Source organism: Tangfeifania sp. (assembly GCF_055108615.1).
Genome location: NZ_JBSQIC010000050.1, coordinates 1 through 26,609, shown reverse-complemented (window position 1 = coordinate 26,609; position 26,609 = coordinate 1). Strand labels below are relative to the sequence as shown.

The 26,609-nt window shown below is 41.5% G+C and carries 27 protein-coding genes and 1 other RNA gene; 13 read left to right on the top strand and 15 right to left on the bottom strand.

Annotation, left to right across the window (positions count from 1 at the left end; all coding sequences use genetic code 11):
• From ACTCNA_RS11525 to ACTCNA_RS11515, 3 genes are all read left to right on the top strand, one after another.
• A partial coding sequence (locus ACTCNA_RS11525; protein WP_462948067.1) for a chloride channel protein occupies positions 1–850 on the top strand: 850 nt, incomplete at its 5' end.
• Complete coding sequence (locus ACTCNA_RS11520) at positions 843–2,639, top strand: chloride channel protein (protein ID WP_462948066.1); 1,797 nt, start codon at positions 843–845, stop codon at positions 2,637–2,639. The genes ACTCNA_RS11525 and ACTCNA_RS11520, both read left to right, overlap by 8 nt.
• A 27-nt stretch (positions 2,640–2,666) precedes the next feature.
• Positions 2,667–3,662, top strand: coding sequence for a N(4)-(beta-N-acetylglucosaminyl)-L-asparaginase (locus ACTCNA_RS11515; protein ID WP_462948065.1), 996 nt, complete (start codon positions 2,667–2,669; stop codon positions 3,660–3,662).
• Between the two features lie 118 nt (positions 3,663–3,780).
• On the opposite strand, the gene ACTCNA_RS11510 is transcribed toward ACTCNA_RS11515, so the two are convergent.
• Entirely contained in the window at positions 3,781–4,479 is a 699-nt protein-coding gene (locus ACTCNA_RS11510) for a cytidylate kinase-like family protein (protein WP_462948064.1), read from the bottom strand.
• 181 nt (positions 4,480–4,660) lie between these two features.
• Here ACTCNA_RS11510 and ACTCNA_RS11505 point away from each other — a divergent pair, with 181 nt between their 5' ends.
• Entirely contained in the window at positions 4,661–5,707 is a 1,047-nt protein-coding gene (locus ACTCNA_RS11505; RefSeq protein WP_462948063.1) for a Gfo/Idh/MocA family oxidoreductase, read from the top strand.
• Positions 5,708–5,735: 28 nt separating this feature from the next.
• Here the strand turns inward: ACTCNA_RS11505 and ACTCNA_RS11500 are convergent, their stop codons facing one another.
• Together ACTCNA_RS11500 and ACTCNA_RS11495 are read right to left on the bottom strand one after the other, a co-directional pair.
• Complete coding sequence (locus tag ACTCNA_RS11500; RefSeq protein ID WP_462948062.1) at positions 5,736–6,248, bottom strand: FKBP-type peptidyl-prolyl cis-trans isomerase; 513 nt, start codon at positions 6,246–6,248, stop codon at positions 5,736–5,738.
• Positions 6,249–6,650: 402 nt separating this feature from the next.
• Positions 6,651–8,723, bottom strand: a complete 2,073-nt coding sequence (locus ACTCNA_RS11495; RefSeq protein WP_462948061.1) for a prolyl oligopeptidase family serine peptidase — start codon at positions 8,721–8,723, stop codon at positions 6,651–6,653.
• A gap of 173 nt (positions 8,724–8,896) precedes the next feature.
• On the opposite strand from ACTCNA_RS11495, the gene ACTCNA_RS11490 reads away from it, so the two are divergent.
• The 4 genes from ACTCNA_RS11490 (at position 8,897) to ACTCNA_RS11475 (ending at position 14,092) form a co-directional block, all read left to right on the top strand.
• Positions 8,897–9,763 (top strand): alpha/beta hydrolase, encoded by an 867-nt coding sequence (locus ACTCNA_RS11490; RefSeq protein WP_462948060.1) that lies wholly within the window; start codon positions 8,897–8,899, stop codon positions 9,761–9,763.
• Between the two features lie 342 nt (positions 9,764–10,105).
• A complete protein-coding gene (locus tag ACTCNA_RS11485; RefSeq protein WP_462948059.1) occupies positions 10,106–11,185 on the top strand; it encodes a CNNM domain-containing protein in 1,080 nt (359 codons plus the stop codon).
• Positions 11,186–11,359: 174 nt separating this feature from the next.
• Complete coding sequence (locus ACTCNA_RS11480) at positions 11,360–13,012, top strand: diphosphate--fructose-6-phosphate 1-phosphotransferase (protein ID WP_462948058.1); 1,653 nt, start codon at positions 11,360–11,362, stop codon at positions 13,010–13,012.
• A 204-nt stretch (positions 13,013–13,216) separates the two neighbouring features.
• Entirely contained in the window at positions 13,217–14,092 is an 876-nt protein-coding gene (locus ACTCNA_RS11475; RefSeq protein ID WP_462948057.1) for a Cbp1 family collagen-binding glycoprotein adhesin, read from the top strand.
• 34 nt (positions 14,093–14,126) lie between these two features.
• Here ACTCNA_RS11475 and ACTCNA_RS11470 read toward each other — a convergent pair whose 3' ends face one another.
• From ACTCNA_RS11470 to ACTCNA_RS11450, 5 genes are read right to left on the bottom strand one after another with little or no spacing between them, the layout of a single operon-like run.
• Positions 14,127–14,609 (bottom strand): hypothetical protein, encoded by a 483-nt coding sequence (locus tag ACTCNA_RS11470; RefSeq protein WP_462948056.1) that lies wholly within the window; start codon positions 14,607–14,609, stop codon positions 14,127–14,129.
• 53 nt (positions 14,610–14,662) lie between these two features.
• Positions 14,663–14,779, bottom strand: a complete 117-nt coding sequence (locus ACTCNA_RS11465; protein ID WP_462948055.1) for an NAD(P)H-dependent oxidoreductase — start codon at positions 14,777–14,779, stop codon at positions 14,663–14,665.
• A 28-nt stretch (positions 14,780–14,807) separates the two neighbouring features.
• On the bottom strand, positions 14,808–15,458 hold the full coding sequence (locus tag ACTCNA_RS11460; protein WP_462948054.1) for a DUF4159 domain-containing protein: 651 nt from the start codon (positions 15,456–15,458) through the stop codon (positions 14,808–14,810).
• 41 nt (positions 15,459–15,499) lie between these two features.
• Positions 15,500–16,201, bottom strand: coding sequence for a 16S rRNA (uracil(1498)-N(3))-methyltransferase (locus ACTCNA_RS11455; protein WP_462948053.1), 702 nt, complete (start codon positions 16,199–16,201; stop codon positions 15,500–15,502).
• 6 nt (positions 16,202–16,207) lie between these two features.
• Positions 16,208–16,702: a SixA phosphatase family protein gene (locus ACTCNA_RS11450; protein WP_462948052.1), complete on the bottom strand. Its 495-nt coding sequence runs from the start codon at positions 16,700–16,702 to the stop codon at positions 16,208–16,210.
• Between the two features lie 68 nt (positions 16,703–16,770).
• On the opposite strand from ACTCNA_RS11450, the gene ACTCNA_RS11445 reads away from it, so the two are divergent.
• Positions 16,771–17,286, top strand: coding sequence for a metallophosphoesterase family protein (locus ACTCNA_RS11445; protein WP_462948051.1), 516 nt, complete (start codon positions 16,771–16,773; stop codon positions 17,284–17,286).
• A gap of 99 nt (positions 17,287–17,385) precedes the next feature.
• On the opposite strand, the gene prmA is transcribed toward ACTCNA_RS11445, so the two are convergent.
• The 4 genes from prmA to ACTCNA_RS11425 form a co-directional block, all read right to left on the bottom strand.
• Positions 17,386–18,279 (bottom strand): 50S ribosomal protein L11 methyltransferase, encoded by an 894-nt coding sequence (gene prmA / locus ACTCNA_RS11440; RefSeq protein ID WP_462948050.1) that lies wholly within the window; start codon positions 18,277–18,279, stop codon positions 17,386–17,388.
• Positions 18,280–18,358: 79 nt separating this feature from the next.
• The gene (tpiA, locus tag ACTCNA_RS11435; protein WP_462948048.1) at positions 18,359–19,117 is read right to left on the bottom strand and encodes a triose-phosphate isomerase; all 759 of its coding nucleotides are present in this window, start codon (positions 19,115–19,117) and stop codon (positions 18,359–18,361) included.
• Positions 19,118–19,217: 100 nt separating this feature from the next.
• Positions 19,218–20,345, bottom strand: a complete 1,128-nt coding sequence (locus ACTCNA_RS11430) for a BT_3928 family protein (protein ID WP_462948046.1) — start codon at positions 20,343–20,345, stop codon at positions 19,218–19,220.
• 5 nt (positions 20,346–20,350) lie between these two features.
• The gene (locus ACTCNA_RS11425; protein WP_462948045.1) at positions 20,351–20,902 is read right to left on the bottom strand and encodes a DUF1599 domain-containing protein; all 552 of its coding nucleotides are present in this window, start codon (positions 20,900–20,902) and stop codon (positions 20,351–20,353) included.
• 102 nt (positions 20,903–21,004) lie between these two features.
• Here ACTCNA_RS11425 and folP point away from each other — a divergent pair, with 102 nt between their 5' ends.
• The 3 genes from folP to ACTCNA_RS11410 are packed head-to-tail and all read left to right on the top strand — an operon-like array spanning position 21,005 to position 23,673.
• Positions 21,005–21,883: a dihydropteroate synthase gene (folP, locus tag ACTCNA_RS11420; RefSeq protein ID WP_462948044.1), complete on the top strand. Its 879-nt coding sequence runs from the start codon at positions 21,005–21,007 to the stop codon at positions 21,881–21,883.
• Entirely contained in the window at positions 21,883–22,677 is a 795-nt protein-coding gene (gene cdaA / locus ACTCNA_RS11415; RefSeq protein WP_462948043.1) for a diadenylate cyclase CdaA, read from the top strand. Before folP ends, cdaA begins: the two co-directional genes overlap by 1 nt.
• 42 nt (positions 22,678–22,719) lie before the next feature.
• Entirely contained in the window at positions 22,720–23,673 is a 954-nt protein-coding gene (locus ACTCNA_RS11410; protein WP_462948042.1) for an NAD(P)H-dependent flavin oxidoreductase, read from the top strand.
• 8 nt (positions 23,674–23,681) lie between these two features.
• Here ACTCNA_RS11410 and ACTCNA_RS11405 read toward each other — a convergent pair whose 3' ends face one another.
• From ACTCNA_RS11405 to ACTCNA_RS11395, 3 genes are read right to left on the bottom strand one after another with little or no spacing between them, the layout of a single operon-like run.
• Complete coding sequence (locus ACTCNA_RS11405; protein ID WP_462948041.1) at positions 23,682–24,524, bottom strand: hypothetical protein; 843 nt, start codon at positions 24,522–24,524, stop codon at positions 23,682–23,684.
• 13 nt (positions 24,525–24,537) lie between these two features.
• On the bottom strand, positions 24,538–25,494 hold the full coding sequence (locus tag ACTCNA_RS11400) for a glycosyltransferase family 2 protein (RefSeq protein ID WP_462948040.1): 957 nt from the start codon (positions 25,492–25,494) through the stop codon (positions 24,538–24,540).
• A gap of 18 nt (positions 25,495–25,512) precedes the next feature.
• Positions 25,513–26,040 carry a DUF4199 domain-containing protein gene (locus ACTCNA_RS11395; RefSeq protein WP_462948039.1) on the bottom strand — a complete coding sequence of 176 codons (528 nt, stop codon included), beginning with the start codon at positions 26,038–26,040 and terminating at the stop codon, positions 25,513–25,515.
• Positions 26,041–26,238: 198 nt separating this feature from the next.
• Between ACTCNA_RS11395 and ffs the strand changes: the two genes are divergently transcribed.
• Positions 26,239–26,338, top strand: an RNA gene (gene ffs, locus ACTCNA_RS11390) — signal recognition particle sRNA small type.
• The last annotated feature ends 271 nt before the right edge of the window (positions 26,339–26,609 follow it).

Here is a 26,609-nt window from a genome sequence, read left to right as displayed (position 1 = left end):
CAGTTTGTTTTACGGATTGAAAGATGAAATATGGGCTGCATTAGTGCTTCTGGCTGTAGTAACATTGTTGAAGATAATAGCCATGTCGCTTACTTTTGGGAGTGGGGGAGTTGGTGGAATTTTTGCCCCGACCCTTTTTATGGGTGCAAATACCGGCATGTTTTTTTCGATGCTGATTAATTTGTCCGGAATCAGGCACGTTAATACAAATAATTTTGCATTGATCGGGATGGCCGGATTAATTGCAGGAGTCTTGCATGCCCCGCTCACCGGGATATTTCTGATTGCCGACCTTACGGGAGGGTATAAAATGTTTGTACCGCTAATGGTTACGGCAACTTTTTCCTACATTGTTGTGCGTACATTTACGCCGTATTCCGTGTATCACTTTCAGTTAGCCCGCAGAAAAGAACTGCTTACCCACGATAAAGATGCCAACGTTTTGCAAATGCTGGAAGTTAGAGAGCTGATTGAAAACGATTTTGAAAAATTATCGCCCGATGCAACGCTGCGCGACTTGACAAAAGCCATTTCACGAAATCACCGAAATCTTTTTCCTGTTGTTGATGACGAGGGGCGTATGCTGGGAATGGTAAAAATGGACGATGTCAGAGAATTGATTTTTAAACAGGAACAGTACGATAAAGTGAAGATTAAAGACCTGATGTATATGCCCGAGTATTCGATTTCACCGGATGACAATATGGAAGTGGTGGCCAATAAATTTGAATCATCAGGCAGGTACAACCTTGCTGTGATTGATAAGAACGGGTACTATTATGGTTTCATATCAAGGTCCCGGGTTTTTACAAAATACCGAAAACAAATAAAAGATGTTTCGCATGTATAGGATATTGGGGGGGGAAGCTTACAAGCACTGGCTCAATAAGCTCATTGTTTGGAGAATTGCGAAAATTCCCGAAAAACAATTTATTTATATTCTCAGCCTGGTTGTGGGCATTGTGAGTGGTTTGTCGGCACTTGCACTGAAAAATCTTATCCATTTTATTGCCGGGCAACTTACCAGCTGGTTCAATTCCGATTCCATAAGTTATCTCTATTTGGTTTACCCGCTGGTTGGAATTTTATTAACTGTTCTGTTTGTGCGTTTTATTGTGAAAGACAATATCGGGCACGGGGTTTCCAAAATATTATATTCCATATCACGTCAGAATAGCAGGCTGCGAAGGCACAATACGTGGTCTTCAATGATTGCCAGTTCGCTTACTATTGGCTTTGGAGGATCGGTAGGGGCTGAGGCTCCGGTTGTGTTAACCGGTGCATCAATTGGCTCCAACCTGGCAAGGGTATTTAAACTCAATTACAAATACATTACATTAATGATTGGATGCGGGGCGGCTGGAGGTATTGCAGGCATTTTTAATGCGCCCATCGCGGGCATTGTTTTTACCCTTGAGGTGCTAATGCTCGATTTAACCATGGCTTATCTCATTCCGCTGCTCATTTCTTCGGTTACTGCAACTATTCTTTCCTACTTTTTTATGGGCGAAGGGGTGTTGCTGCGTTTTTCCCTGGTAAATGAATTTACAGTAGATACAATTTTGTTTTACATTCTGCTTGGTATTTTTACCGGACTTGTGGCAATTTATTTTACACGGATGACAATGTATGTTGAAAGCCGGTTCAAAAAAATAAGTTCATGGGGGTTGCGGCTAATCCTGGGAGGTATTGTAATGGGAATTTTGGTTTTTGTTTTTCCTCCGCTTTGGGGTGAGGGCTATACAGGAATTATCACTATTTTTAACGGACAGGGTGATGAATTGCTGAATAACTCCATGTTTTTTCCATGGAAAAATAACGAATACCTGATTGTTCTGTTTTTGGCCGGAGTGCTGGTTTTTAAAGTAATTGCAATGGCTGCCACCATAGGTTCAGGCGGAGTTGGCGGAATTTTTGCGCCCTCCCTTTTTATGGGGGCCGTTGCCGGTTTCTTTTTCGCAAAATTCATAAATATTTCCAGCAGCGTGTGGCTTCCGGAAGATAACTTTGCGCTGGCAGGAATGGCCGGGATGATGGCTGCCGTTATGCATGCCCCGTTAACTGCTATTTTTTTAACTGCCGAAATAACACGTGGATATGATATGTTTATCCCCCTCATTACTACATCAACGGCTGCATATTTAACCATTATGCGTTTTGAACCGCATTCAGTTTATACCAAACAACTGGCCAAAACCGGAGATTTGATTACACATCATAAAGATAAAGCGGTGCTGCGGTTGATGGAAGTCAGGCAGCTTATTGAAACTGACTTTGAAGAACTTGCCCCCGATGCCACTTTGGGCGATTTAGTAAAAGCAATTTCGCATTCAAAAAGAAATTTGTATCCTGTGGTTGACCAAAACAGGGTTTTACACGGAATGGTAAAACTGGCCGACGTTAAAAACCTGATTTTTGAGCACGATTTATACGATAAAGTAAAAGTGAAAGACCTGATGTATATGCCGGAACATTATATTTCGCCAACTGATACAATGGAAAAAGTTGCTGAAAAATTTGAATCTTCGGGACGGTATAATCTGGCTGTAATTGATAATGGTAAATACCTAGGATTTATTTCAAGGGCTGTTGCATTTTCAAAATACAGGAAAATGTTGCAGGATTTTTCGAACGAATAAGATTGATTCTGAAAAAATAATGTCAAAATGGTTACACGTCGTTCATTCATAGCAAAAAGTACAATTGGAATTGCAGGAGTAAGCGCATCAAATAAAATGTTTGCGTCGGCAATGTGGAAAGCTGCACCTTGCAAGCCGGTTGTTATTTCCACATGGAATCATGGTTTGCCCGCCAATGAAGAAGCCTGGAAAATTCTTGCCGGCAATGGTTATTCGCTCGACGCGGTAGAAGCCGGTGTGCGCGTACCTGAAGCTGATCCGGAAGTGATTACCGTGGGCTACGGCGGAATACCCGATGCAGAAGGGAAAGTAACGCTCGATGCCTGCATTATGAATGAAAAAGGCGATGCGGGTTCAGTAGCTTTTTTGCAACATATTATGCATCCGGTTTCGGTTGCCCGGCTGGTAATGGAAAAAACCCCGCATGTCATGCTGAGCGGGAAAGGAGCCCTGAAATTTGCACTGGCCAATGGTTTTGAAAAACAGAAGCTGTTAACCCACGACATGCGCAAACGCTGGAAAAAATGGAAAAAAGAGAAGAAAGAATTCAGTCCGAAAACAAATATTGAAAACCAGTTGGAAGAAAACCACGATACCATTAGCATGCTTGCTGTTGATACCGACGGTCGTTTATGTGGTGCCTGTACAACCAGCGGAATGGCCTTTAAAATGCATGGACGGGTAGGTGATTCACCAATTATTGGAGCCGGCCTTTTTGTTGACGGCGGAGTGGGTGGGGCTGCCGCTACCGGTTCGGGCGAGCTGGTTATGAAAACGCTGGGATCTTTTCTGGTTGTGGAGTTCATCCGCAACGGCATGTCGCCGGCAAAAGCCTGCGAGGAAGCAGTGAAGCGCATTGTGAAAAAAATACCCGATTACGAAAAACACCAGATTGGGTATATTGCGTTGAGCAAATCGGGTGAATACGGTGCATTTTCGCTTCAGCCTGGTTTCGATTATGCAGTTAAAAACCATGATTTTACCGGTTTGAAAGAAGCCGAAGCATGGCTGAAAAAGTTATAAAAAAAAGCTGCCTTTTCAGACAGCTTTTTGTAAGGTGAGAAGAATTTAAATTTTAATAATTTCTACCGAATTAAGCACAAAATTTTCACATTTCAAAACCATTCAGGATTTATTTCATTCAATACTCTTCGTGTTGTGAAATTATTTTTTTGTTTTTCAGTATATTTACAATGGCATCAATAATTTCGTCATCCTGCATGGAGGCATAATTAAAAATCACATCAAAATCATCGTTCATCGCTTTTCGTCCAATCACTTTTTCAATAAATGAATCCCTTTTAAAATCCATTTCTTTAACATATTCAACCGCCTCTGCCTGCAGGCATTCTTTTAACTGCATAATCCGGTTAATCCGCCATTCCATTGGAGCTTCCAGTCGTACATTCAGTTTGTTGGGTAAATCCTTTAAAATTACGCCGGCCGATCGGCCAACAATAATTACCCTCCCTTTGCAGGCCAACTGGCAAACAACACCTTTAAAAGCGTCAATCATTTTTTCATCCGAAATATCGTAAATAGTCTCGTTGGAAAATGAATGAGCTACTTTTTTCAGCATCTCAGTGGATTCTTCTTTATCATCGTAGTCACCTTCCTTTACTTCTTCAATTATCTCATCCACAACATCTTCAAAAATGTTTTTGTCAACCCATCTCCATTCGGCATCGGTTTTGGTGTCCGACATGTAGCTGTAACCAGTCAGAATTTTAGACAGTTTAATGGCTATTCGCTTTGCAGAACAACCCGACTGGCGCGAAATAGTGACTATGGGCCCCGGAAAAGTTCCTGTTTCCAGGTTGCAGCAGATAATGTCTCGCATAAAACTTTTAACAAATCTTTTCATATTCTTTCTGACTATAAATTATTTTCGTTTTCTTACCCGAAGTTACAATCAAATATTTGTTAATTAAACCATATATGTTGTAAAATAGGTAAATTGTGGAATGTTATTCAACAACTTTTAGTAAAATGACCATGCAAATGGCTTAAAAATAAACAGCATGAAACAAAGAATAAAAGTAGCTTTAGCATCATTTGGAATGTCGGGGCAGGTCTTTCACGGCCCCTCACTTAAAGTGCATCCGGAATTTGAGGTCATTCAAATTCTTGAACGTTCAAAAAAACTATCAGCCAAACTTTTTCCTGATGCGGAGATTGTGCGAGATTTCAATAAGATTCTTGAAAACCAGGAAACAGAGCTGGTTGTGATAAACACCCCCGATGCATTGCATTACGAAATGGCAAAGCAGGCAATAAACGCCGGCAAAAATGTTATTGTTGAAAAACCAGTCGCTCAAAAAAGCTGTCAGGCCGAAGAGTTGGTGAAACTTGCCCGCGAAAAAGGAGTTCTCTTCACGGTTTACCAAAACCGCCGCTGGGATGGCGATTTCCTTACGGTGAAAAAAGTGCTGGAGCAGGGAAAACTTGGCCGGCTTATTGAGTTTGAATCGCATTTCGACCGTTACCGCACCTTTATTAAACCTGATACCTGGAAAGAGGAAGGTGACGAATATGTAGGAGTTTTGCACAATCTGGGTTCGCACATGGTGGATCAGGCCTACGTGCTTTTCGGAAAACCGGAATGGGTTGATGCCCGCCTGAAAATAGTAAGGCGGGGAGGTAAAGTGGCTGATTATTACGATATTCGTTTGGAGTACACCGGTTTTTCCGTTATTTTGAAATGTTCGTACCTTGTAAAAGCTCCCGGTCCGCGCTACAGCATATTTGGCGAATACGGAACTTTTCACAAATGGGGAATCGATAACCAGGAAGAAAAGATGAAATCCGGGAAGTTGCCGGTGGGAGACGACTGGGGAACTGAACCTGAAAAAGAGTGGGGCACTTTGACTTATGAAAATGACGGGCTGGAATTTCAGGGGAAAGTGCAGACGATTCCAGGCAATTACAATGCCTTTTATGATAACATTTTTGATGTATTGAGAAATGGTGCCGAACTGGCCGTAAAACCCGAAGAGGCAACAGAAGTTTTAAAAATTCTGGAAGCCTGCCTTGAAAGCAACCGGAAAAGAAAAGCGATAGCTCTTTAAATTTAGACGTAATTTTATGGCTTTTTACCTACTGTCCCTTTGGCCTTAAATCATGCATTTTAGATGTATAAAACAGAGTGGTATAAGGAGGAATATTAGCTGTGCCATTTGCCCCGTAGGCAAGGTTCGACGGGATTATCATTTCTATTTTGGCTCCTTTGTTCATGTGGGCTATTCCGTCTTCCAAACCAGGTATAATTTCGGGATTACCATATACAAATTTCCAAATGCCGTTATCGTAAAACTCTTCCGATGATTCAAAAATCACCCCGTTGGAAAGGTACCCCGTGAAATCGATGAAACAGGTATCACCAGCCTGGGGAAACGGCCCTTCACCCGGCTCTTTTACAAGATAGTACACACCCATTTCGGTAGTGTCTATGTTATATCCTGAATCATTCAATTTAACCAGCATTGCATCCAGCTCAGCCTTTTCGTCTTCAGGTGTACGTTGCTCAGGTTCGTCGGTTATGCAGGAGTAGTTGAAAATCAGTCCGTTAATAAGTAAAAAAGAGAGTAAAAGTTTAATCGTTTTTTGCATGGTTCTTAATTTATTTTCAGCCGGAAAGTTACAATTTTCAATGAAATTAGCAATCATTTATTTTAAAACACGGTCAATTTCAAAACATAAACTTTCAATAGTAATTTTTGTTCCATCAGTAGCATTATGCCAGGGATTTAAAAATCACTATTTGGCATTCTAAAATAAGTCAAAATGAAACAAGTTTTTTTTAGAATAATTGGGTGAGTACATAAAAAAATAATCCCGGCGCGTCTAACCGGGATTACTCAATAACCTTCAAAAGCGTCTATCTGGTTCTATGTATCGGGTTTTGTACATCACAAACATAGATACATTCCGCGAGACACGCTTATTTTTTTTACTGATTTACAGGGTGCAAAATACTGATATTTTTCATCAGGTTTTTGCACCCTGTTTGCTCTAATCCATTAATTTCATTTGCAGGTATGAATAGAGTTGCGTTATCATTCTTGCCCGTTGCTCGTTGGTTGAAGCTCCGGCATGGCCACCCTCCGTATTTTCGAAATAATAAATTTTATAGCCCAAATCACTCATTTTTGCCACCATTTTGCGGGCATGTCCCGGGTGTACACGGTCGTCGCGGGTAGATGTAGTAAAAAATACTTCCGGGTAATCTTTTCCCTTCTCAAGGTTATGGTAGGGCGAATATTCTTTTATGTATTCCCACTCCTCCGGGATGTCCGGGTTTCCGTATTCAGCCATCCAACTGGCACCTGCCAGCAGTTTGTTGTAGCGTTTCATATCCAGTAACGGAACGGCGCAAACCACTGCTTCATATAAATCGGGACGTTGGGTGAAGGCAACGCCAACCAGCAATCCACCGTTACTGCCGCCATAAATTCCCAGTTTTTTTGAGGAAGTAATTTTGCGCTCAATTAAATCTTCGGCCACAGCGTGAAAATCGTCATAAACCCGCTGGCGGTTTTCTTTCAGCCCGGCCTGGTGCCATTTGGGGCCAAACTCGCCACCGCCTCTTATGTTGGCCAAAACGTAAACTCCGCCGTGTTCGAGCCAGTTTGTTCCGGTTGTGGCCGAATAGCTCGGAATCATCGGAATTTCAAATCCACCGTAAGCATATAAAAGTGTCGGGTTTTCGCCATTCATTTTCATCGATTTTGCATGCACTACAAAATAGGGAATGCGGGTGCCATCTTTCGAGACGGCTTCAAATTGTTCAACCTCAAATTTATCGGTATCAAACCAGTTGGGGAGTGATTTCACTGCTGAAAACTCACCGGTTTTTGCATTTCCGTAGTAAAGTGTTGAAGGTTCCAGAAAATTCTGAAAATAGAAAAAATAGCCGTTTCCTGCCTCATCGGCAGAGCCCAGCGAGATATTTCCAAAATCGGGGACATTAATTTTTTCCTTTTTCCAGTCCTTGTTATACTCGTAGGCATAAAGTTCGCTTTTTACATTCACGAGCATATTTACCAGCAGGCGGTCTTTGGTGTCGTTTAATTCCGTAATGCTTGAACGTTCATCGGGTTCAACAATAAGTTCAAAGTTCAAATTGCCGGCAATTAAATCGTTATAATCAATACTGATTACCGCTCCCTGCGAAAACATTTTTCCGTTCACATTCCAGTCCGATTTTAATTGAAAAATAACCTGGTCTTTAAAGATGGTATTCATCTCAATGTCATCGGGCAATTCGGGTTTCACCAGTTTGCCGTTTTCAATAAAATAGTAGGAGCCTTCGTAAAACGAAGTCCTGTGCGAAACCAGTTGGTAAATTTTGTTTTGTGTTCGCTGGGCCGACCCCCAAATTCCCATGTCATTTTCCGAACCTTTAAAAATTTCGCGGGCATTTTCCAGTTTTGTTCCTCTTTTCCAGATTTTAACCTGCATGGGATAACCGGATGTGGTAACTCCCTCGCCAAAATCGGTGGAAACCACCAGTGTGTTTTTGTCAATCCAGCTGGCTCCCCCTTTGGCTTCGGGCAAATAAAAACCATCTTCAACAAATGATTTTTTCGTAACATCAAATTCGCGGACAATTACGGCATCGCCACCACCTTTTGATAGGTTGACAAGGAACCTGTTGTAGTCGGGATACAAGCCTGAGACCCCCTTAAACACCCACTTTATGTCATCTTTTTCAGCCAGCTTATCTATATCCAGAAGGATTTGCCAGTCAGGATTTCCATTGAGGTAGCTTTCGCGCGAAGTTCTACGCCAAATACCGCGCTCATGTTCCCGATCCTGCCAGAAATTATAAATGTAATCGCCGTAAATAGATGGTGATGCAATGCGGTCGGTGGAGTTTAAAATCTCGAGGTTTTTCTCGAAGAGTTGATCGTATCCTTCCTGCGAGGTGATAACATCAACGGATTTTTTATTCCATTCTTTCACCCATCGCAGGGCTTTTTCGCTGTCAACTTCTTCGAGCCACTGATAGGGATCGGTTTCCTGGGCAAATACGGGTTTAATGGTCATAATCAAAGCAATAATTAAAAACGGTATTTTTTTCATTTTGGTGATAATTTAACAAGATTAAAATGAGGGTAAAATTAAAAAAGTTTGGGTGAATAAATATGACAAAACGGGCAGGATTGAAAGTTCAATTTCTTTTCGATGCGAAGACAGGGATTGTTTCGGTTATAAATTTATGTTAGCTTTGTTTTTTAATCTAAAAACCAGCAAAAATGAAAAAATTTTTTGTGATAATTTTTGTTTTGTTTTTTTCTGCAACCCTATTTGCACAAACGGGAAAAGTATTCGAATCGCTTGTATTTGAAAGCGAAAAAGTGAGCTACCCGGTAGAATATTCCATTTATCTGCCACCGGGGTATGAAACTTCGCAGCGAAGTTATCCGGTACTTTATTTGCTGCACGGCTATTCCGATGATGAAACCGGCTGGATTCAGTTCGGCGAAGCCAACAGCATTGCCGACCGAGGTATTGCCAGCGGCGATTTTTCTCCGTGTATTATTGTAATGCCCGACGGAAAAGTTTCGTGGTACATCAACAGTTACGATGGCAACGACCCCTGGGAAGATATGTTTGTTGAGGAGTTTATCCCGTTTATTGAAAGCGAATACCGTATTCGGCGCAAGAAGGAATTCAGGGCTATAGCGGGGCTTTCCATGGGCGGTAACGGCGCATTGTTGCTTTCTATGCGGCATCCTGAAATGTTTTCGTCATGTGTAGCCATGAGCGCAGGAACCTTCACCGATGAGGAAATTCTTTCCAACGATGCCTATGACCGCTATTTTGGAAATATATACGGACCAAAACCAAAAAACGGCGAGGTGACAGATTACTGGAAATCATACAGTCCGCTGCATTTACTCGACAGTGTGGACAAGGAAAAGCTGAAAGCCATTCGTTTTTACATCGATTGTGGCGACGATGATTTTCTGTACAAAGGCAATTCGGCGCTGCATGTAAAAATGCGCGATTTGGGCATTCCGCACGAATACCGCGTTAGAAATGGTGGCCATCAATGGAGCTACTGGCGAACCGGCTTGTTTGACGGCTTAAAGTTTATTTCAGAAAAATTTCACCGTTAAAACTATAATCATGTAAAATCTGATTACGGCTACCGCATTTGCCCTGATTTTTGCAGGGCTGTCCAATGCACAAACTCCCGGCAACCCCAATGTTTGATATGTTAAAATTTGATTTCATGGCTGATACATTTTCGTAAATCTACAAGTGGTTTTTCTGTTCAACACTTGTAAAGTTAAAGAGCTAAGGCAAAAAAGCTTTATTAGCAGCATTGTGTTAAAAAAAATGGATTTCCCATTTCGAATGAACCGATAATTGCATATTTTCGTACTGTTTACTGAAAACGCATAAAAACCGGAGAAAGAGACAAACCTTCCGGCGCTGTTTTCAGAGATAAATTAACTATGGCAACACTACTTTTCTATTTTGTTTTATCAATTGTTGTTTCATTTTTTTGCTCCATGTGGGAAGCCGTGCTACTAAGCATCACCCCTTCCTTTATCAGTCGTATGCAAAACGAGATGCCAACAGTGGGGCATATACTGAACAAGATGAAAGAAGATATAGACAAGCCTTTGTCAGCCATCCTGACTTTAAACACATGTGCACATACGATAGGTGCTCTTGGAGTTGGCGTTCAGGCCGGAAAATTATTTGGTGCAAACCATCTTACTGTTTTAGGCATAAATGTGACATACGAAGGATTGATTGCCGGAACAATGACCCTGGCAATTTTGGTTTTATCTGAAATTATTCCTAAAACACTGGGAGCCAATTTCTGGAAGAAATTAACCCCGTTTACCGTGCGCTCTTTAAAGGTTTTGATGTTTGTACTGGCTCCTTTTGTGTGGATGAGCAAGAGTATAACCCGCCTGGTGAAAAACGAAAAAGGCCGCAGCGTTTTCAGCCGGGCCGATTTTGCTGCAATGGCAGATGCCGGACTTAAAAGCGGGGCACTCGACAGGGAAGAGAAATCTATTATTCAAAACTTGCTGCGCCTGGAAAATCTTAAAGTGCGCGATATCATGACTCCCCGTTCCGTTATTTTGATGGTGGACGAAGAGTCGCCCATGAAAGAAATTTACAAGGACATAAAACCAATGGTATTTTCACGAATACCTGTTTACCACGAGCATCCTGACAATATTACGGGGCTGATTCTGAAAGACAATATACTGGAAAAACTGGCACAGGATAAACATTCGGTTAAAGCAAAGGAAATAAAACGCGATATTCTTTTTGTGGAAGATAATTTTACCGTGGCCAAACTTATGGATACGCTGATTTTGAACCGCGAGCACCTGGCAATGGTGGTTGATGACTTTGGCAGTGTGGTTGGGCTGGTTACCATGGAAGATTTATTTGAAACGCTTTTGGGGCTCGAAATTGTGGATGAATCCGATAAAGTGGAAGATTTACAAAAGCTTGCCCTTGAAAAATGGGAAAAACGATACAACAAACAACGTTTTAACCCTGAAAAGTAAATTTTGAAGTGCCAAATTAAATGAATAATGGCACTTTTACTTTATCATTTTAACAGACCTCTTAATTTTTCTTTAAATCAACTGCCGAAAAATTTCAGCAGTAGGTATTCAGTTTTAAATAGGTTATTTTTGGAAATAAACAATTTAAATCATTAGAATTAAAATCCAGGGAAAATGAATATTAGTGCATTACAAAAAGAACGGGCAAAATATCAGCCCAAACTTCCCAAATCTCTTCAGGGGTCAGCTAAATTGGTAGAAGGCGAAAAAACTAAATCGGTTGCCGATCAAAAAGAAATTGAAGAATTGTTCCCAAACACCTACGGAATGCCGCTTATTGCTTTTGAGGAAGGTGCTGGACAAAAAAGCAACACACCCGTAAACATCGGGGTAATCCTGTCGGGCGGACAGGCTCCGGGCGGCCACAATGTAATTTCGGGCATATTCGACGGAATCAAAAGAATAAACCCGGAAAGTAAACTCTACGGTTTTCTGGGTGGCCCCGGCGGATTGGTCGATCATGTTTATGTTGAACTTACTGCCGATAAAATTGATGAATACCGCAACACCGGCGGCTTCGATATTATTGGCTCGGGCCGTACCAAACTGGAAGAGGAATGGCAGTTTGACAAAGGACTGAAAATTGCCAAAGATTTGGATTTGAATGCCCTGGTAATTATTGGCGGCGACGATTCCAATACCAACGCCTGTGTTTTGGCTGAATATTATTTGAAAAAGAATGCCGGAGTGCAGGTTATTGGTTGCCCCAAAACTATTGATGGCGACCTGAAAAACGAAATGATTGAAACATCGTTTGGTTTCGATACCGCAACAAAAGTATATTCCGAACTGATTGGCAACATCCAGCGCGATGCCAATTCAGCAAAAAAATACTGGCACTTTATAAAACTTATGGGCCGTTCGGCTTCTCACATCGGACTGGAATGTGCGCTGAAAACCCAACCCAACATTACACTTATTTCGGAAGAGGTGGCTGAGAAAAAGCAAACACTTGGCGAAATTGTGGATTACATGGCCAGTGTTGTTGCGCAACGTGCCGATAATGGCGACAACTTCGGTGTGGCACTTATTCCTGAAGGGCTGGTAGAGTTTATTCCCGAAATGAAAAAGCTTATTGCTGAGCTGAACGATTTACTGGCCGAAGGAACTGAAACCGGCAAAGAATTTAAAATGCTAAAGAAAAGTCATCGCCGCGAATGGGTAGCCTCGCAATTATCAACTGATGCTGCGAATCTTTTTCAGTCATTGCCATCGGGTATTGCCAACCAGCTAACACTCGACCGCGACCCGCACGGGAATGTTCAGGTATCGTTAATTGAAACCGAGAAACTGCTTGGCGAAATGGTGAAAACACGCCTTGCTGAAATGAAAGAAGAAGGAAAATTTTCAGGAAAATTCAATACCCAGTACCATTTCTTTGGTTACGAAGGCCGTTGCGCCGCACCGTCAAATTTCGATGCCGATTATTGTTACTCACTCGGGGCCACGGCTTCTGTTTTGGTTTCTGAAGGAAAAACAGGTTATATGGCTTCTGTTAGAAATCTTACTGCACCGGCTGAAGAATGGATTGCCGGCGGCGTTCCGGTAACTATGATGATGAATATGGAAAGGCGTCACGGCCACATGAAACCGGTTATTCAAAAAGCATTGGTTGAACTGGATGGCGCTCCTTTTAAATATTTTGTTACCAAAAGGGGAGAGTGGGCCATGGGAACTCATTATATTTATCCCGGCCCCATACAATACTTTGGCCCCTCAGAAATTTGCGACCTGCCAACCCAGACTTTAGAACTGGAACAAGCATAGGTTTATTTACTATATTATTATTAAAAGCCTGTCCTTTAAACGGATGGGCTTTTTTGTTGGTATTCATTCTGAAATATTAATAAACACCTGTTTTTATTTGTTCTATTTTTTGGTGATTTGTAAAGTAATTTTTGAATCTTTTATGTAAAGCGGAACGTATTAAGTATTAACTGATTTGAAATGAAATCCAAAATATGTATTAAGATGAAAAATGCAACCGCTTTTTTACTGATTTTAATTTTTGTATCGTGCCATAATTACAAAAAGGATGCTGAAAATCTGCAGGTTAAAGTTGACAGTTTAGTGACTGTTACGCAACAAAAAGAAAGTACAATCGTAAATTATTTAGATGATTTTACTGAAATTCAGGCAAGTCTCGATTCCATTAAAAAAATGGAAGAATTGCTTGTAATTTCGGATGAACCCGAACGGGCAGATACAAAAAATAAAAGAGAACGAATCATTGCTGATATTTCTGCAATCAGCGATTTACTTGAAAAGAATAAAGAATCAATTGCTTCTTTAAATCGCCGGCTTAGTAATGCCAATATGAAATCCGGGAAACTGGAATCAATGGTTAACGAATTGGAAACCATGACCAAAAAACTGGAAGAAGATTTAAAACAAAAAACGGAAGAATTAGATAAATTGAACAAAACTGTAAATGCACAAAGTGAGGATATCGCACAATTGAACGAGAAAATTGAAGTAATGAAGCAAAATTTATCCAGGAAGATGGATTCATTAAAATTAATGGAAGTTGAGCTATATACCGGTTTTTATATTTCCAGCTCTTTAAGTGAACTTAGAGATAACGGGGTAGTTGAACGCGAAGGTGGTATATTGGGAATTGGCAGCACTCCCGTGGTTTCTGAAGAATTTTCGAAGGATTTATTTGAAACAGTTGATATCAGAGAATTTGATTACCTGCCTCTTAATTCAAGGAAAGCAAATGTGATTTCAGTTCACCCGGTTAATTCCTTTCATATTTCGGGTGATAACAGCGCAGATACATTGTTTATTGATAATCAGAATAAATTTTGGTCTGTTTCTAAATATTTGGTAGTGGCTACAAAATAAAAAAAGCGGGATTAAAAACCCGCTAATATTATTTTTACCAAATATACCGGACAGACAGCGCCCCGCCATCAGCCCATAACCCGGAATGACCAACTACATTTAGGGCAGGTTTCCAGTCGATGCCAATACTAAACGGAATTTCAGCAAAAACATATTCCATCCCGATTATTCCATCAATACCAATAACGGTGTGGCTATCATCATCTTCATCTTCAAACCAGGGGTTCCCGTCGTAATCACCCCAGAATCCAATATGGCCACCAACACCGTAAAACCAGTAAAGTCCCGGTGTGTCGAATGCAACTTTATTGATTTCGTATAGCCCGGTAATATTAAAACCATGCCAACGGGTCGATAATATTCCTTCAAAGGCGGCATTGCTACTTACAAAATGCTTAAGAGTTATGCCGTTGGTGAAACCACCTCTTAGCCCCAAACCAGTGTTGTAACTCTTTTGTGCATAGCTAATTGAAAATGAAAATAAGACCAATAATGCTGCAAATAATAGTTTTTTCATGACTTTAAATTTTATGTATGTTAATTAATAACCGAATTGTCTTAAACATTAGTTTAAATTATATCTGTTTCAATGTCTTCAGTAGTCAATATTTTAAAAGCCTCATCAATTAAAATTTTTGTATTGCCCTTTTTGCGCGGGCTGCCGTTAAATGCAACTACTTTTTTCATAAATTTTTCAACTGAAAAATCACTCAAATTACTGGCTAAATACGAATGAAATAATATTGGCTCCCATTTTCAGCGCGGTTTCACGCACCTCGGGCGGGTCGTTGTGCACCGACTCATCTTCCCAGCCATCGCCCAAATCGGTTTCGTAGGTATAGAGGCAAACCAGCCGGTCTTCAATAAAAATTCCAAAAGCCTGGGGTGGTTTATTGTCATGTTCATGTATCTTGGGAATACCTTCGTTAAAGGTATATTTTTGGTTGAAAATAGAGTGGGAGGGTGGCAACTCTTTTAGCTCCTTGTCAGGGAAAACTTTTTTTATTTCGCGGCGGAAATATTCATCCAGCCCGTAGTTGTCATCCACATGCAAAAATCCGCCTGCCTCGAGATAGGTGCGCAGGTTTTGCGCTTCGCTTTCCGACAAAACAATATTCCCGTGGCCGGTGAGGTGAACAAACGGGAAATTGAAAATTTCAGGACTTCCTATTTCAACGGTGGATGGTTCCGGGTGTATATTTGTGCCCATGTGCTGATTACAATAATCGATGAGATTGGGCAGCGCCGTTGGATCAGAATACCAGTCGCCGCCTCCGCTGTATTTTAGCAGCCCGATTTTTACTCCGGCATTCTGACCGGAAACCCCGGTTGTAAAAAGCATTGCTATAATTAATAGTATTCTCATATAATTTTGCGAAATTACAATTCCTGATTGAAAGGGAAAATTTATTCCAACATCAAATTTACCGTGTGGCAGGCAACAATTCCTGCCGTTTCTGTACGTAAACGCTCATTCCCAAGCGATATTTCGCTGAAACCATTTTTTTTGGCAGCCGCAACCTCCTCTAAACTGAAATCGCCTTCGGGGCCAACCATAATTAAAATATCATTCTCTTTTTCCAGCAGGTTTTTCAAATGCGGTTTTTCTCCATTGTAGCAATGGGCAATAAATTTTTCATCTTCAGTACAATTTTCAATGAAATTATTAAAAGGTACCATTTCATTTAATTTTGGCAGAAATGCTTTTTGCGACTGTTTCATGGCCGAAACCATGATTTTTTCGAGGCGATTGAATTTTACCGCTTTTCGCTCCGAGTGTGCTGACAAAAGCGGGGTGATTTCATCAATTCCAATCTCGGTGGTTTTTTCCATAAACCATTCAAACCGCGTACTATTTTTGGTTGGAGCAATGGCAATGTGCAGCCGGTAATTTTTCCTGCGGGCCCGCTTTTGGGTTTTCAAAATGGATAACACGCATTTTTTGGGATGCAAATTGCTGATTTCGGCTTCATAAAATCCACCTTTGCCATCTATTAATTGCAAACGATCGCCTTCACGCATCCGCAAAACTTTCACCGCATGTTTCGATTCGGTTTCATCAAGTGTCACGGAATTGCCGGTTATATCAGGAATATAAAACAGCTGCATTAACAATTATTTAAACATTTTCGGAATGAGGCGGAATGCACTTTCCCCGGTCCGGGCTTGCACCTGTTCCCATTTATCTACCTGGAAATCGATGCCAACCGTGGCGCAGGTGGGCATGTCATCGTGATAGCTTTTCAGGAGATTTCCAGTGAAAATATGAAACCCGGGATTGTGTCCGAAGAAAAATACCGTTTGCAAATTATCGTCCAGCGATTGAATTAAATCTACAAATTCCGATGTGGTTAGTCCATCGTAAATTTCAGGAATTTCGTGGATTTTTTTGGCATCGAACCCCAAATGTTCCGCAAAAATGCGTGCTGTTTTCAGCGCTCGCTTTGCCGGGCTCGAAATCATGGCATCGGGTTTTATTTCTAAAGTATTCAGCTCCTCGCTTACCAGTTTGGCATCGTTTTTCCCACGGTCGCGCAAATCGCGGTTAAAATCGTCTTCGTATCCGTAAGGAACGGCTTTGGCATGGCGCACAATTACTACTCGTTTCATGATTTTTTATTTGTTTTGAACTTCTGTCAAACAAATTTAGTTTAATTTTCGGCACAAAGTCAAGATAAATGAAACGAATTGGACTTCTTTCAGATACTCACGGGTTTATACCGGAAAGACTGTTTTCTTTTTTTGAAAAAGTGGATGAAATATGGCATGCCGGCGATTTTGGTACGCTTGAACTGGCTGACCGGCTGGCTGCTTTCAAACCGTTGAAAGGGGTTTACGGCAACATCGACGGCCACGATATTCGGGTAGTTTACCCATTGCACCAGCGTTTTATGTGTGAGCAGATGGATGTTTGGATGACACACATTGGCGGCTACCCCGGGCGGTACGAACGCTACGTAAAACCTGATATTTACAGGAACCCGCCCAACCTGTTTATCAGCGGACATTCACACATTCTGAAAGTGATTTACGACAAAAAACTCAACTTCCTGCACATAAACCCGGGAGCTGCGGGCTACAAAGGGTTTCATGAAAAATGCACGGCCGTGCGTTTTATCATCGACGGTAAAAATATCAGAGATATGGAAGTTTGGGAGATGGAGCGGAGTTCCTGCATTCCGAAAACCCAATAAAATTGGGCACCTGCTGGATTATTTAGATCAAAGAACAGTCAGTCAATTAAGAATTTTACAGCTTTCTATTTGTTAGCCTAAAAACTTTATTTCCAATCCCTAACCTTCGTGACATACATTGTCACGAAGTGCGTCAGACCTTATTGCCTTATTTTGTATATTTTCAAAAACCGAAACTGCCCAGTTATTCTTCGACTTAAACCCGGTTTCTTTTAACCCAACCTGTTTTGCTTTGGCTTTTAAATCAGGAATATCTTCCACGTAAAACCCGCTCATAAAAAGTAACCCGTTTTTATTCAGGCAACGCGCATAAACCGGCAAATCGTTCATTAGTACATTTTTATGGATGTTGGCAAAAATGATGTCATATTTTTCGTCGCCGAGTAATGAAGCATCGCCCAGTTTTACCTCCATATTTTGAATGTGGTTGATTTGTGCATTTTCGCCAGCTCCCTTAAACGACCATTCGTCGATGTCGATAGCTGTAATTTTCCGCGCGCCTCTCATCGATGACAGGATACCGAGGATTCCGGTTCCGCAGCCCATGTCCAGAACTGTTCTTCCCTGCAAATCAGTTTCAAGAATCGCTTCCAGCATCATCGAGGTGGTTTCGTGGTTGCCGGTGCCAAATGCCATGTTGGGTTCAATCACAATTTCGTAATCGAGCACCGGGTATTCTTTATGAAACGGGGGCCGTACAACGCATTTATCAGCAATTACCAGCGGTTTGAAATAATTCTTCTCCCACTCTTCGTTCCAGTTTTTCTCCTCAATCAATTCTTTCTGAACCTCGAAGGTGTAATTTTCTTCAAAAGTTTTAAGCAGATTTGAAACTTCCTCTTCATTAAAATTTTTTTCGGGGATATATCCTTCAAATCCGTTATCGGTTTCTACAAAACTTTCAAAACCAGTTTCGGTGAGTTGGGCGGTCAGCACATCGTGCAGCCATTCTTCGAAAGGATTAATAGCAACAGTAAGTTTCAGGTAATTCATTGTTGTGCTTTTTTCGGTAAAATTAAAAAAGCCCTGCTTATAAAGCAGAGCTTTCGGTGTATAAAATTTTTCTGATTTCTTAAAATCCGTTGATAATTCCGAGGAAATCTTCGGCTTTGAGAGAAGCGCCGCCAATCAGTCCGCCGTCAACATCTTCGTTGGCAAACAGTTCTTTGGCATTGCCCGGTTTGCAACTTCCGCCGTAAAGAATAGAAGTTTCCTGTGCCACTTCATTTCCAAATTTTTCTGCAATAATGGAACGGATAAACGCGTGAATTTCCTGCGCCTGGTCCGAAGTAGCTGTTTTGCCGGTTCCGATGGCCCAGATGGGTTCGTAGGCAATCACCAGTTTTTTGAAATCGTCGGCTGAAAGCTGGAAAATAGTTTCTTCCAACTGTTTTCTTACGAAATCGTTTTGTGTTCCGGCTTCGCGTATTTCGAGCGGCTCGCCGCAGCAGTAAATCGGAGTGAGGCCGTTTTCAACGGCCAGCGCCAGTTTTTTGTTGAGTGTTTCGCTGGTTTCGCCGTAATATTCACGACGTTCCGAGTGGCCCAAAATAACGTATTCAGCACCGGTTGATTTTACCATTTCGGCTGATACTTCGCCGGTGAAAGCACCTTTGGGTTCAGCTGCACAATTTTGCGCTGACACGCCAATTCTGTCAGTATCAACAGTTTCAACTACTTTTGCGAGGTGAGTGAATGGAGTTCCCAACACTACAACAACGTCATCCGCACCTTCTTTGGCTACCAGTTCGTTTACTTCTTTTGCCAGTTGAATACCTTCCTGCAAATTGGTATTGCATTTCCAGTTTCCTGCTACTATTTTTTTTCTCATCTTTCTGATATTTAAGTTTTTAAATTTTATTCTAATACAAAATTAACAGCTTGTATGACAATACTATAATCCTTTCACCTGAAAATTTTACAATTAACTATTAATTGATGAATTCGTTTTGAAACTCAGCAGGTGTGGGGATGTCGTTGTAATGGTATTTTTCCACAACGGTTCCATCTTTAATTACCACCAGTCCCGGATTTGAACGCACAATCGTTTTCAGGGTAATTTCATCGCAATTGAAAAATTCGTAGGCGATGTTGTGTTCTTCTGCAAATGCTCTCGATTCATCGGGCAGGGAAGAGGTGAGGCAAATAAACGACATTCCTTCTTCCATAGCCCAGTTGGCAAGTGTATTAATTTCATCGAGTGGTTTGGTGGCAGTTTTGTTTAAATCATAGGCAATGAGCATGAAAACATAATTCTCATCATATAAAAAGAAGTCGATTATATTGTCTCCTTCTGGTGTTTCAATCCTGAAATCGTGAATTGGCGGCTCGTAGCCTTTTTTTATCAGTATAGACTCCATATCGTGGAATTCCCAGTTCAGCGTGTCCTGCCACGGATAATTTTCTTCGGTGAACTCTTCCACCTCTCCGGTATTTTTGTTTTTGTAGTAGAAGATATTATCGTATTCATCTTGTGGGGCATCTCCAGGAATTTTCATGCCTTCCGGGATGTTTACGCCCACTTTATACGGTCTGAAATCAAATATTGGTAAATGATTGTATGAATAAAACCCAGCCCATATATATGCAGCGGTAAAAATCCCTGCCAGGATAAACCGTGATTTCTTGCCCATAATTTCAGGCATGTCGTTCCGGTAGCGGAAAACAATGAGGGCGAGCCCCATCAGAACAATATTTTTATAAAATGTTTCCCAGTTGGAAATAACCAGCGCATCGCCAAAGCAGCCGCAGTCGGTTACCGGGTTTTTCAGGGCAATCCAGAGTGTAAGCGGCAAAAAGAAAGCCATGAACAGTAATGCCAGCCAGGAAAAAAAGCGATGGAATACATTGAAAAGCAGCCCAACACCAATGGCAAACTCGGCAAAAGCCAGAATTACACCCAGTGGAAAAGCAGCCCACAACAACCATTCAAGGTCCATTGCATTAAAATAGTCGGTGAATTTGTAAGCCGAACCCCAGGGATCAATTCCTTTAACAAAACCTGAGAAAATAAAAGTAATTCCCACCAATATGCGGGAAATATGTTTAACTGCCTTCATATCAATTAAATTTGATTTTCGTCTTCAAAATCGATTTTTATCAATGCAAAAACCGCATAGTTTATAATGTCGAGGTAATTGGCATCAATGCCTTCTGAAACTACTGTTTTCCCCTGATTATTTTCGATTTGCTTGGTACGTTTCAACTTCATCAAAATCAAATCGGTGTACGAACTCACGCGCATTTTTCGCCAGGCTTCGTCGTAATCGTGGTTTTTGTCCAGCATCAAACCTTTGGCTTGCTGAAAGTAACGGTCATACAATTCGAGTGTTTTCGCTTTGTCAAGTTCAGTTTCCGATGGTTGCAGTTCCAGTTGTATCAACCCAATTATCGCGTAATTGATAATCCCGATAAATTCGGGCCTGATTCCTTCGTTAACTTTCGAAATACCCTTTTCTTCAAGGCTTCTAATCCGGCTTGCTTTTATGTAAATCTGATCGGTAAGTGATTTTGGCCTCAAAATTCGCCATGCCGTTCCGTAATCTTCCATTTTTTTTGAAAAAACAGAACGGCAGGTGGCTATAACCTCGTCAAATTGTTGATTTGTTTTTTTCATGCTCTTTAAATTGGAGCATAAAAATATTAAAATTTGAGGAATTTGAGGGGTTTTGTTATACATTTGTACAACTGAATTGTATAACCATAAAACATTTTGCTTATGTTGATTACCCAGTCGGCGGGTAAATTCCTCAAACGGAAAAACTCGATCAACCTGGGGGGAGAACTTATTGAATTTTCCCACCCGGTAGTTATGGGAATCATAAATGTAACGCCCGATTCGTTTTACGACGGCGGAAAACTGGAGGACGACAAAGTTTTACTTGCAGCCGTTGAAAAAATGGTTGCCGACGGGGCTACTTTTATCGATGTTGGTGCAATTTCAACAAAGCCGGGGGCGGCAATGGTTTCTACCAAAGTCGAATTAGGAAGACTTTTACCTGCAATTCACGCTATCCGCAAAAATTTTCCGGAAATTCCCCTGTCAATAGATACATTTCGTTCCTGGGTGGCTGTGAGGGTGATCGACGAAATTGGTCCCATTATCGTTAACGATATTTCAGGCGGTTCACTCGATTCAAAAATGTTTGAAACCATGGGGAAAATGAATGTGCCTTATATTTTAACGCATATCCAGGGCACCCCACGAACAATGCAGGAAAATCCCCAATATGAGGATGTTGTAAAAGACGTTTCGAACTGGTTGAGCGACAGGGTAAAAAAATTGACCAAACTGGGTGTGAAAGATGTTATAATTGATCCCGGTTTTGGGTTTGGGAAAAATATTCAGCATAATTATGATTTACTTAATCGTCTCGACTCGTTTAAGGTTTTTCAGCTCCCTGTAATGGTTGGGCTAAGCCGCAAGTCAATGATTTGGAAATTGCTGAATTGTTCTCCCGAAAAAGCACTGAACGGAACATCAGTTATAAACAGCATGGCGCTTCTTGGCGGAGCTGACATTCTCAGGGTACATGATGTGAAAGAAGCCATGGAATCCATTAAAATTTACGAAGCATTAAAATCGATTGTTAAATAATGCCGACATTTATTACCATACGTTTTCTCGATATTCTCGATATCCTACTGGTGGCAATGCTGTTGTATCAGCTTTACCGGCTTATCAAGGGCACCGTGGCATTTAATATTGTCATCGGTTTGTTTTCGTTGTATTTGCTTTGGCTGGTAGTACGGGCATTGAATATGCAGCTGCTGGGGTCAATAATGGGCCAGTTTATTGGGGTGGGGGTGTTGGCACTAATTATTGTTTTTCATCCCGAGATCCGAAAGTTTTTGGTGTTTGTGGGAACCAACTACAATCTGAATCGCGTGCTTTCGCTCGACAGGCTTTTTAACATTGGAAAAGAAGCCAGCATCAAGGACCGGGAAATCGAAGCACTTGCCGATGCCTGTTTTTCGCTTTCAAAATCAAAAACCGGCGCACTGATTGTGATTGCCGGCAACTCGGAACTAAATGACCAAATCAACACAGGAGAACTGATGAATGCAGAAATTTCCTCTTCGCTTCTTCGAACTATATTTTTTAAGAACACACCGTTACACGACGGTGCTGTAATTATAAAAAACAACAAAATTGCGGCTGCAGGATGCATACTTCCACTCACTCAGCGTGATGTTGATAAAAGTTTGGGGCTTCGTCACCGGGCTGCTATCGGAATTACCGAAAACACCGATGCTATTACCATTATTGTTTCAGAAGAACGTGGTTCGGTATCTTTTGTGAAAGAGGGCGATATAAAACGAAGAGTATCCAGGGAAGTGTTAATCGAATTCCTGGAGGAGCAATTAGGGAACAATTCTGCGAAAAATTAATTTTCAATTTTTAAAAAATCATTAAATCAGAACAGAACACATATGAACAGGATTTGTGAATTATTCAATATAAAATACCCTGTTATTCAGGGTGGAATGGTTTGGTGCGCCGGATGGAAACTGGCATCGGCAGTAAGTAACACTGGCGGACTGGGATTGATAGGTGCCGGTTCGATGCACCCGGAAACACTCAGGGAACACATCGGGAAAATGAAACAGGCGACCTCCAAACCGTATGGGGTGAACGTACCGTTGCTCTATCCTGAAACTGAAAAGATAATGGACATTATTGCCGAAAATAATGTACCCATTGTATTTACGTCGGCCGGAAGCCCCAAAAAATGGACGGGCTGGCTCAAAGACCGCGGAATAAAAGTGGCGCATGTAGTTTCAGGTTCGGTGTTTGCACAAAAAAGCGAAGCTGCCGGTGTAGATGCTATTGTGGCAGAAGGTTTTGAAGCAGGCGGACACAACGGGCGGGACGAAACCACCACCCTAACTTTGATCCCTTCGGTACGAAAAGCAACCAGCCTGCCTTTACTCGCTGCCGGCGGAATTGCTTCCGGACAATCGATGCTTGCCGCTATGGTTTTGGGAGCCGATGGCGTGCAGATTGGTTCCCTGTTTGCCATTTCAGAAGAATCATCGGCACACATTGCTTTTAAAAACCGGGTTGCAGAACTTGGCGAAGGCGGGACAAAACTGGTGCTTAAAAAACTGGCACCGGTCCGGTTGGTTAAAAATGCATTCTTTAACTTGGTTGTTGAAGCAGAGAGACGTGGTGCCTCTGTTGAAGAATTATTGAAACTGCTGGGAAAAGGCCGGGCCAAAAAAGGAATTTTTGAAGGCGATTTGGAAGAAGGAGAACTGGAAATAGGGCAGGTTTCAGCACAACTGAACTACATAAAACCGGTAAAGGAAATCATGGAGCAACTCATTGCCGAATGCCAATTGGCTAAACAGCAGGTTGCGTCTGAATCAAAATTTACATTTTAAGCAGCTTACTACCTGTTTTGCTGCGTCGGGAACAGGGACTTCAATCGTTCGTCGAGGTTGAAATACTGAAAAGCCAAAAATGTATAGGGAATAACCCAGAGCAACGAGGTAATTACAGATGCAATTCCTGTCCATACCCAGTAGGAAACTGAATAACCGGCAGCTACTGCCCCGGGCATACTTCCACTTTCATTTACCTCTCCGGCCAACATGTTTGGGACAGAAAGCAGGATGCCGGATAAATAAATGATAGCCACTCCCGTCAGGTTAATGAGAAAAGTGTTCCACCACTGCACGTTTACCAGCCGGAATGAGCGTTGCATCGACTGCCCCAGATTATTCTTTTCAAAAAGATAAACCACTACTAAAATTGAAAAGGTGTTGCCAAAATAAATTCCGGGTAAAATACAGAGGAAAAATCCCGCCAGCACAAGAAGAAATAAAACAAAACCTGCCTTAATTGCCTGCAGCGAGCTTGAAAAAAGTTGTGGGGAAATATCGGAAAGGCTAAAATTATTTTTCCCCTCTTTTATGTAGGCTTCGAGATAGGTGTAGTAGGCTCCTGCAAAAAGGGACTGCACAAAAATTGTAAACAGCGAGGCCAGGAAGAAATGCATATAAACCGGCCCGAAATTGGCCATCAGGGCTTCAGTGTCCCGAATGTCAATTTTTTCAAGGATATTGCGCTGCACATGCACCTGCAAAAATGCATTCACAATAATAAAAGGTAAAACGTAAGTGCTTATAAGCCTGAAAACGGTTTTATATTCCTGTTTAATAAATTCAAACGAATCGCTGAAGATTTCGGCGATTTCCCTTTTTTTTCGAAACTGAATTTCTCTTTCGGTCATAGAAGTTTTTGCTTTACTCTGAAGTGGTTTGATCTACCTGGTATTTATTGCGGTCGGTGGCGCTGCGCGAAACAAGCTCACCCAAAAAACCGGACAGGAAAAACTGTGCCCCGATAATCATTGCCGTTAAAGCAATATAAAAATAGGGGCTGTTGGTTATTAAGTTGCCCACAATTCCGTGCTTCAGCTGAATAATTTTTTCAACACCCAGCCAGATGGCGGCAGCCAAACCAACCATAATCATCAGAATGCCGAGCACGCCAAAAAAGTGCATGGGACGTTTTACAAACCGCGATATGAACATTACCGATAACAAATCGAGCGGCCCCCTGATAAAGCGTTCAACCCCGAATTTTGTTACGCCATATTTTCGTTCGCTGTGCTGAACCACTTTTTCGCCAATGTTGTGGTAACCTGCCCATTTTGCCAAAACGGGAATGTAGCGGTGCATTTCGCCATAAACTTCAATGCTTTTTACTACGTTTTTGCGGTACGCTTTCAGTCCGCAGTTCATATCGTGCAATTTTATTCCCGTCATGCGGCGCACTGTCCAGTTATAAAACTTACTGGGCAGGTTTTTGGTAAGCACCGGATCCTTCCTTTTTTTCTTCCAGCCCGATACCAGGTCGTAGCCCTCTTCCTTTACCATGCGAAAAAGTCCGGGGATTTCATCCGGACTGTCTTGCAGGTCGGCATCCATGGTTATTACCACATCGCCCCGCACAATGTCAAATCCACAGAAAAGGGCAGCCGATTTTCCGTAATTTCGCCTGAACTTAATTCCTTTAATGTTTGAATTTTCTTTTTGAAGATTCTGGACCACCTTCCATGAATTGTCGTTGCTGCCATCGTCAATCATTATAATTTCGTATGAAAACTGGTTTTCATCCATTACTTTTTTAACCCACGAGGCCAGTTCCGGCAACGATTCTTCTTCATTATACAAAGGCACAACTACGGAAATATCCATTCTTTTAATCGGTACTTTTTATTCTACAATATCTTCTGAGGGATTCTTTTTAGCAAAAATGGAGGTAATCAGAGAAATAATTAATCCAGCAAAAGTACCACCCAAAATTCCTGAAAGAGCCATAATCCAGGGTTTTTGAAACCGGCTGGCCATTTCTATTGCCATATCCATTTGTGCTTCAGGCACATTGCCCTGTTTTACAATTTGTTCTTCGGTGAAAAGGCGCAATTGCTCCTGCAACGAAGGATCAATTACAGTGTAAAGCAGGTAGGTATAAATTGACGACAAAACAGATGCAATAAGCACTGTTAGTACACCTACTCCCAGCGCCTGGCCGTAGTTCATTGTGCCACCGAGCGATTTTCGGTAGGCAAGCTGGGCCAAAACAACTCCGGCAACCATAATAGCGTAACTAACCCATTGTGAGGATTTTGAAAATGTATTTCCGGTTACATAGTAAACAACCGAGAGCAAAATAACAGCAACACCCAAATAAATACCATAAGTAATTGATGTTGACCAGATTGATGAAGATTTTTGTTCCATGATTATTTGTTTTTTAGGTAAAGTTTGTTGCAAATATAGGCTATTTTTTTTCGGATGTTAAAAACAGTGCCTAAAATATGTTACAAAAGAAGTTATCAAAAAACGCTGCAGGCGGTATTTCCTGCTGCTTTAAAATATTTTCAGTGAAACTTTCAGGTTTAATTTGTGGGATATATAAAATTTTCTACTTTTGTCGCCGGGTAAGTCCTGTGCGACCAGCTCCTGCTGAATTCCCCCAGGGTCGGAAGGCAGCAAGGGTAGGCGGTTGTAGCGGTGCGACACAGGTAGCTTACCCACTTTTTTTTGACAGAAAAAAAGGTGCTGAAAGTTTGAAAAAAGGGTTGCAGATTAAAAAATAAATTCCTTACTTTGCGCCGCTGTTTTAAAAACGCAAATGTTCTGAAAGTACTGAAAAGAAAGGCCGGATATAAAAACGGTTTGAAATAAGATGCCGGATTAGCTCAGTTGGCCAGAGCACGTTCCGCCGGTTGGCGGATCGGGGTCCTCAGTCAGGGTGTAAAAAGGCAGAGTAAATTTGAAATATTGCATAAAAGCCGAATTAGCTCAGT

Excerpts from the sequence above, each read along its gene's own strand:
- ACTCNA_RS11520 (WP_462948066.1), top strand. The coding sequence starts at position 843 with ATGTATAGGATATTGGGGGGGGAAGCTTACAAGCACTGGCTCAATAAG.
- ACTCNA_RS11515 (WP_462948065.1), top strand. The coding sequence starts at position 2,667 with ATGGTTACACGTCGTTCATTCATAGCAAAAAGTACAATTGGAATTGCA.
- ACTCNA_RS11510 (WP_462948064.1), bottom strand. The coding sequence starts at position 4,479 with ATGCGAGACATTATCTGCTGCAACCTGGAAACAGGAACTTTTCCGGGG.
- ACTCNA_RS11505 (WP_462948063.1), top strand. The coding sequence starts at position 4,661 with ATGAAACAAAGAATAAAAGTAGCTTTAGCATCATTTGGAATGTCGGGG.
- ACTCNA_RS11500 (WP_462948062.1), bottom strand. The coding sequence starts at position 6,248 with ATGCAAAAAACGATTAAACTTTTACTCTCTTTTTTACTTATTAACGGA.
- ACTCNA_RS11495 (WP_462948061.1), bottom strand. The coding sequence starts at position 8,723 with ATGAAAAAAATACCGTTTTTAATTATTGCTTTGATTATGACCATTAAA.
- ACTCNA_RS11490 (WP_462948060.1), top strand. The coding sequence starts at position 8,897 with ATGAAAAAATTTTTTGTGATAATTTTTGTTTTGTTTTTTTCTGCAACC.
- ACTCNA_RS11485 (WP_462948059.1), top strand. The coding sequence starts at position 10,106 with ATGGCAACACTACTTTTCTATTTTGTTTTATCAATTGTTGTTTCATTT.
- ACTCNA_RS11480 (WP_462948058.1), top strand. The coding sequence starts at position 11,360 with ATGAATATTAGTGCATTACAAAAAGAACGGGCAAAATATCAGCCCAAA.
- ACTCNA_RS11475 (WP_462948057.1), top strand. The coding sequence starts at position 13,217 with ATGAAAAATGCAACCGCTTTTTTACTGATTTTAATTTTTGTATCGTGC.
- ACTCNA_RS11470 (WP_462948056.1), bottom strand. The coding sequence starts at position 14,609 with ATGAAAAAACTATTATTTGCAGCATTATTGGTCTTATTTTCATTTTCA.
- ACTCNA_RS11465 (WP_462948055.1), bottom strand. The coding sequence starts at position 14,779 with ATGAAAAAAGTAGTTGCATTTAACGGCAGCCCGCGCAAAAAGGGCAAT.
- ACTCNA_RS11460 (WP_462948054.1), bottom strand. The coding sequence starts at position 15,458 with ATGAGAATACTATTAATTATAGCAATGCTTTTTACAACCGGGGTTTCC.
- ACTCNA_RS11455 (WP_462948053.1), bottom strand. The coding sequence starts at position 16,201 with ATGCAGCTGTTTTATATTCCTGATATAACCGGCAATTCCGTGACACTT.
- ACTCNA_RS11450 (WP_462948052.1), bottom strand. The coding sequence starts at position 16,702 with ATGAAACGAGTAGTAATTGTGCGCCATGCCAAAGCCGTTCCTTACGGA.
- ACTCNA_RS11445 (WP_462948051.1), top strand. The coding sequence starts at position 16,771 with ATGAAACGAATTGGACTTCTTTCAGATACTCACGGGTTTATACCGGAA.
- prmA (WP_462948050.1), bottom strand. The coding sequence starts at position 18,279 with ATGAATTACCTGAAACTTACTGTTGCTATTAATCCTTTCGAAGAATGG.
- tpiA (WP_462948048.1), bottom strand. The coding sequence starts at position 19,117 with ATGAGAAAAAAAATAGTAGCAGGAAACTGGAAATGCAATACCAATTTG.
- ACTCNA_RS11430 (WP_462948046.1), bottom strand. The coding sequence starts at position 20,345 with ATGAAGGCAGTTAAACATATTTCCCGCATATTGGTGGGAATTACTTTT.
- ACTCNA_RS11425 (WP_462948045.1), bottom strand. The coding sequence starts at position 20,902 with ATGAAAAAAACAAATCAACAATTTGACGAGGTTATAGCCACCTGCCGT.
- folP (WP_462948044.1), top strand. The coding sequence starts at position 21,005 with ATGTTGATTACCCAGTCGGCGGGTAAATTCCTCAAACGGAAAAACTCG.
- cdaA (WP_462948043.1), top strand. The coding sequence starts at position 21,883 with ATGCCGACATTTATTACCATACGTTTTCTCGATATTCTCGATATCCTA.
- ACTCNA_RS11410 (WP_462948042.1), top strand. The coding sequence starts at position 22,720 with ATGAACAGGATTTGTGAATTATTCAATATAAAATACCCTGTTATTCAG.
- ACTCNA_RS11405 (WP_462948041.1), bottom strand. The coding sequence starts at position 24,524 with ATGACCGAAAGAGAAATTCAGTTTCGAAAAAAAAGGGAAATCGCCGAA.
- ACTCNA_RS11400 (WP_462948040.1), bottom strand. The coding sequence starts at position 25,494 with ATGGATATTTCCGTAGTTGTGCCTTTGTATAATGAAGAAGAATCGTTG.
- ACTCNA_RS11395 (WP_462948039.1), bottom strand. The coding sequence starts at position 26,040 with ATGGAACAAAAATCTTCATCAATCTGGTCAACATCAATTACTTATGGT.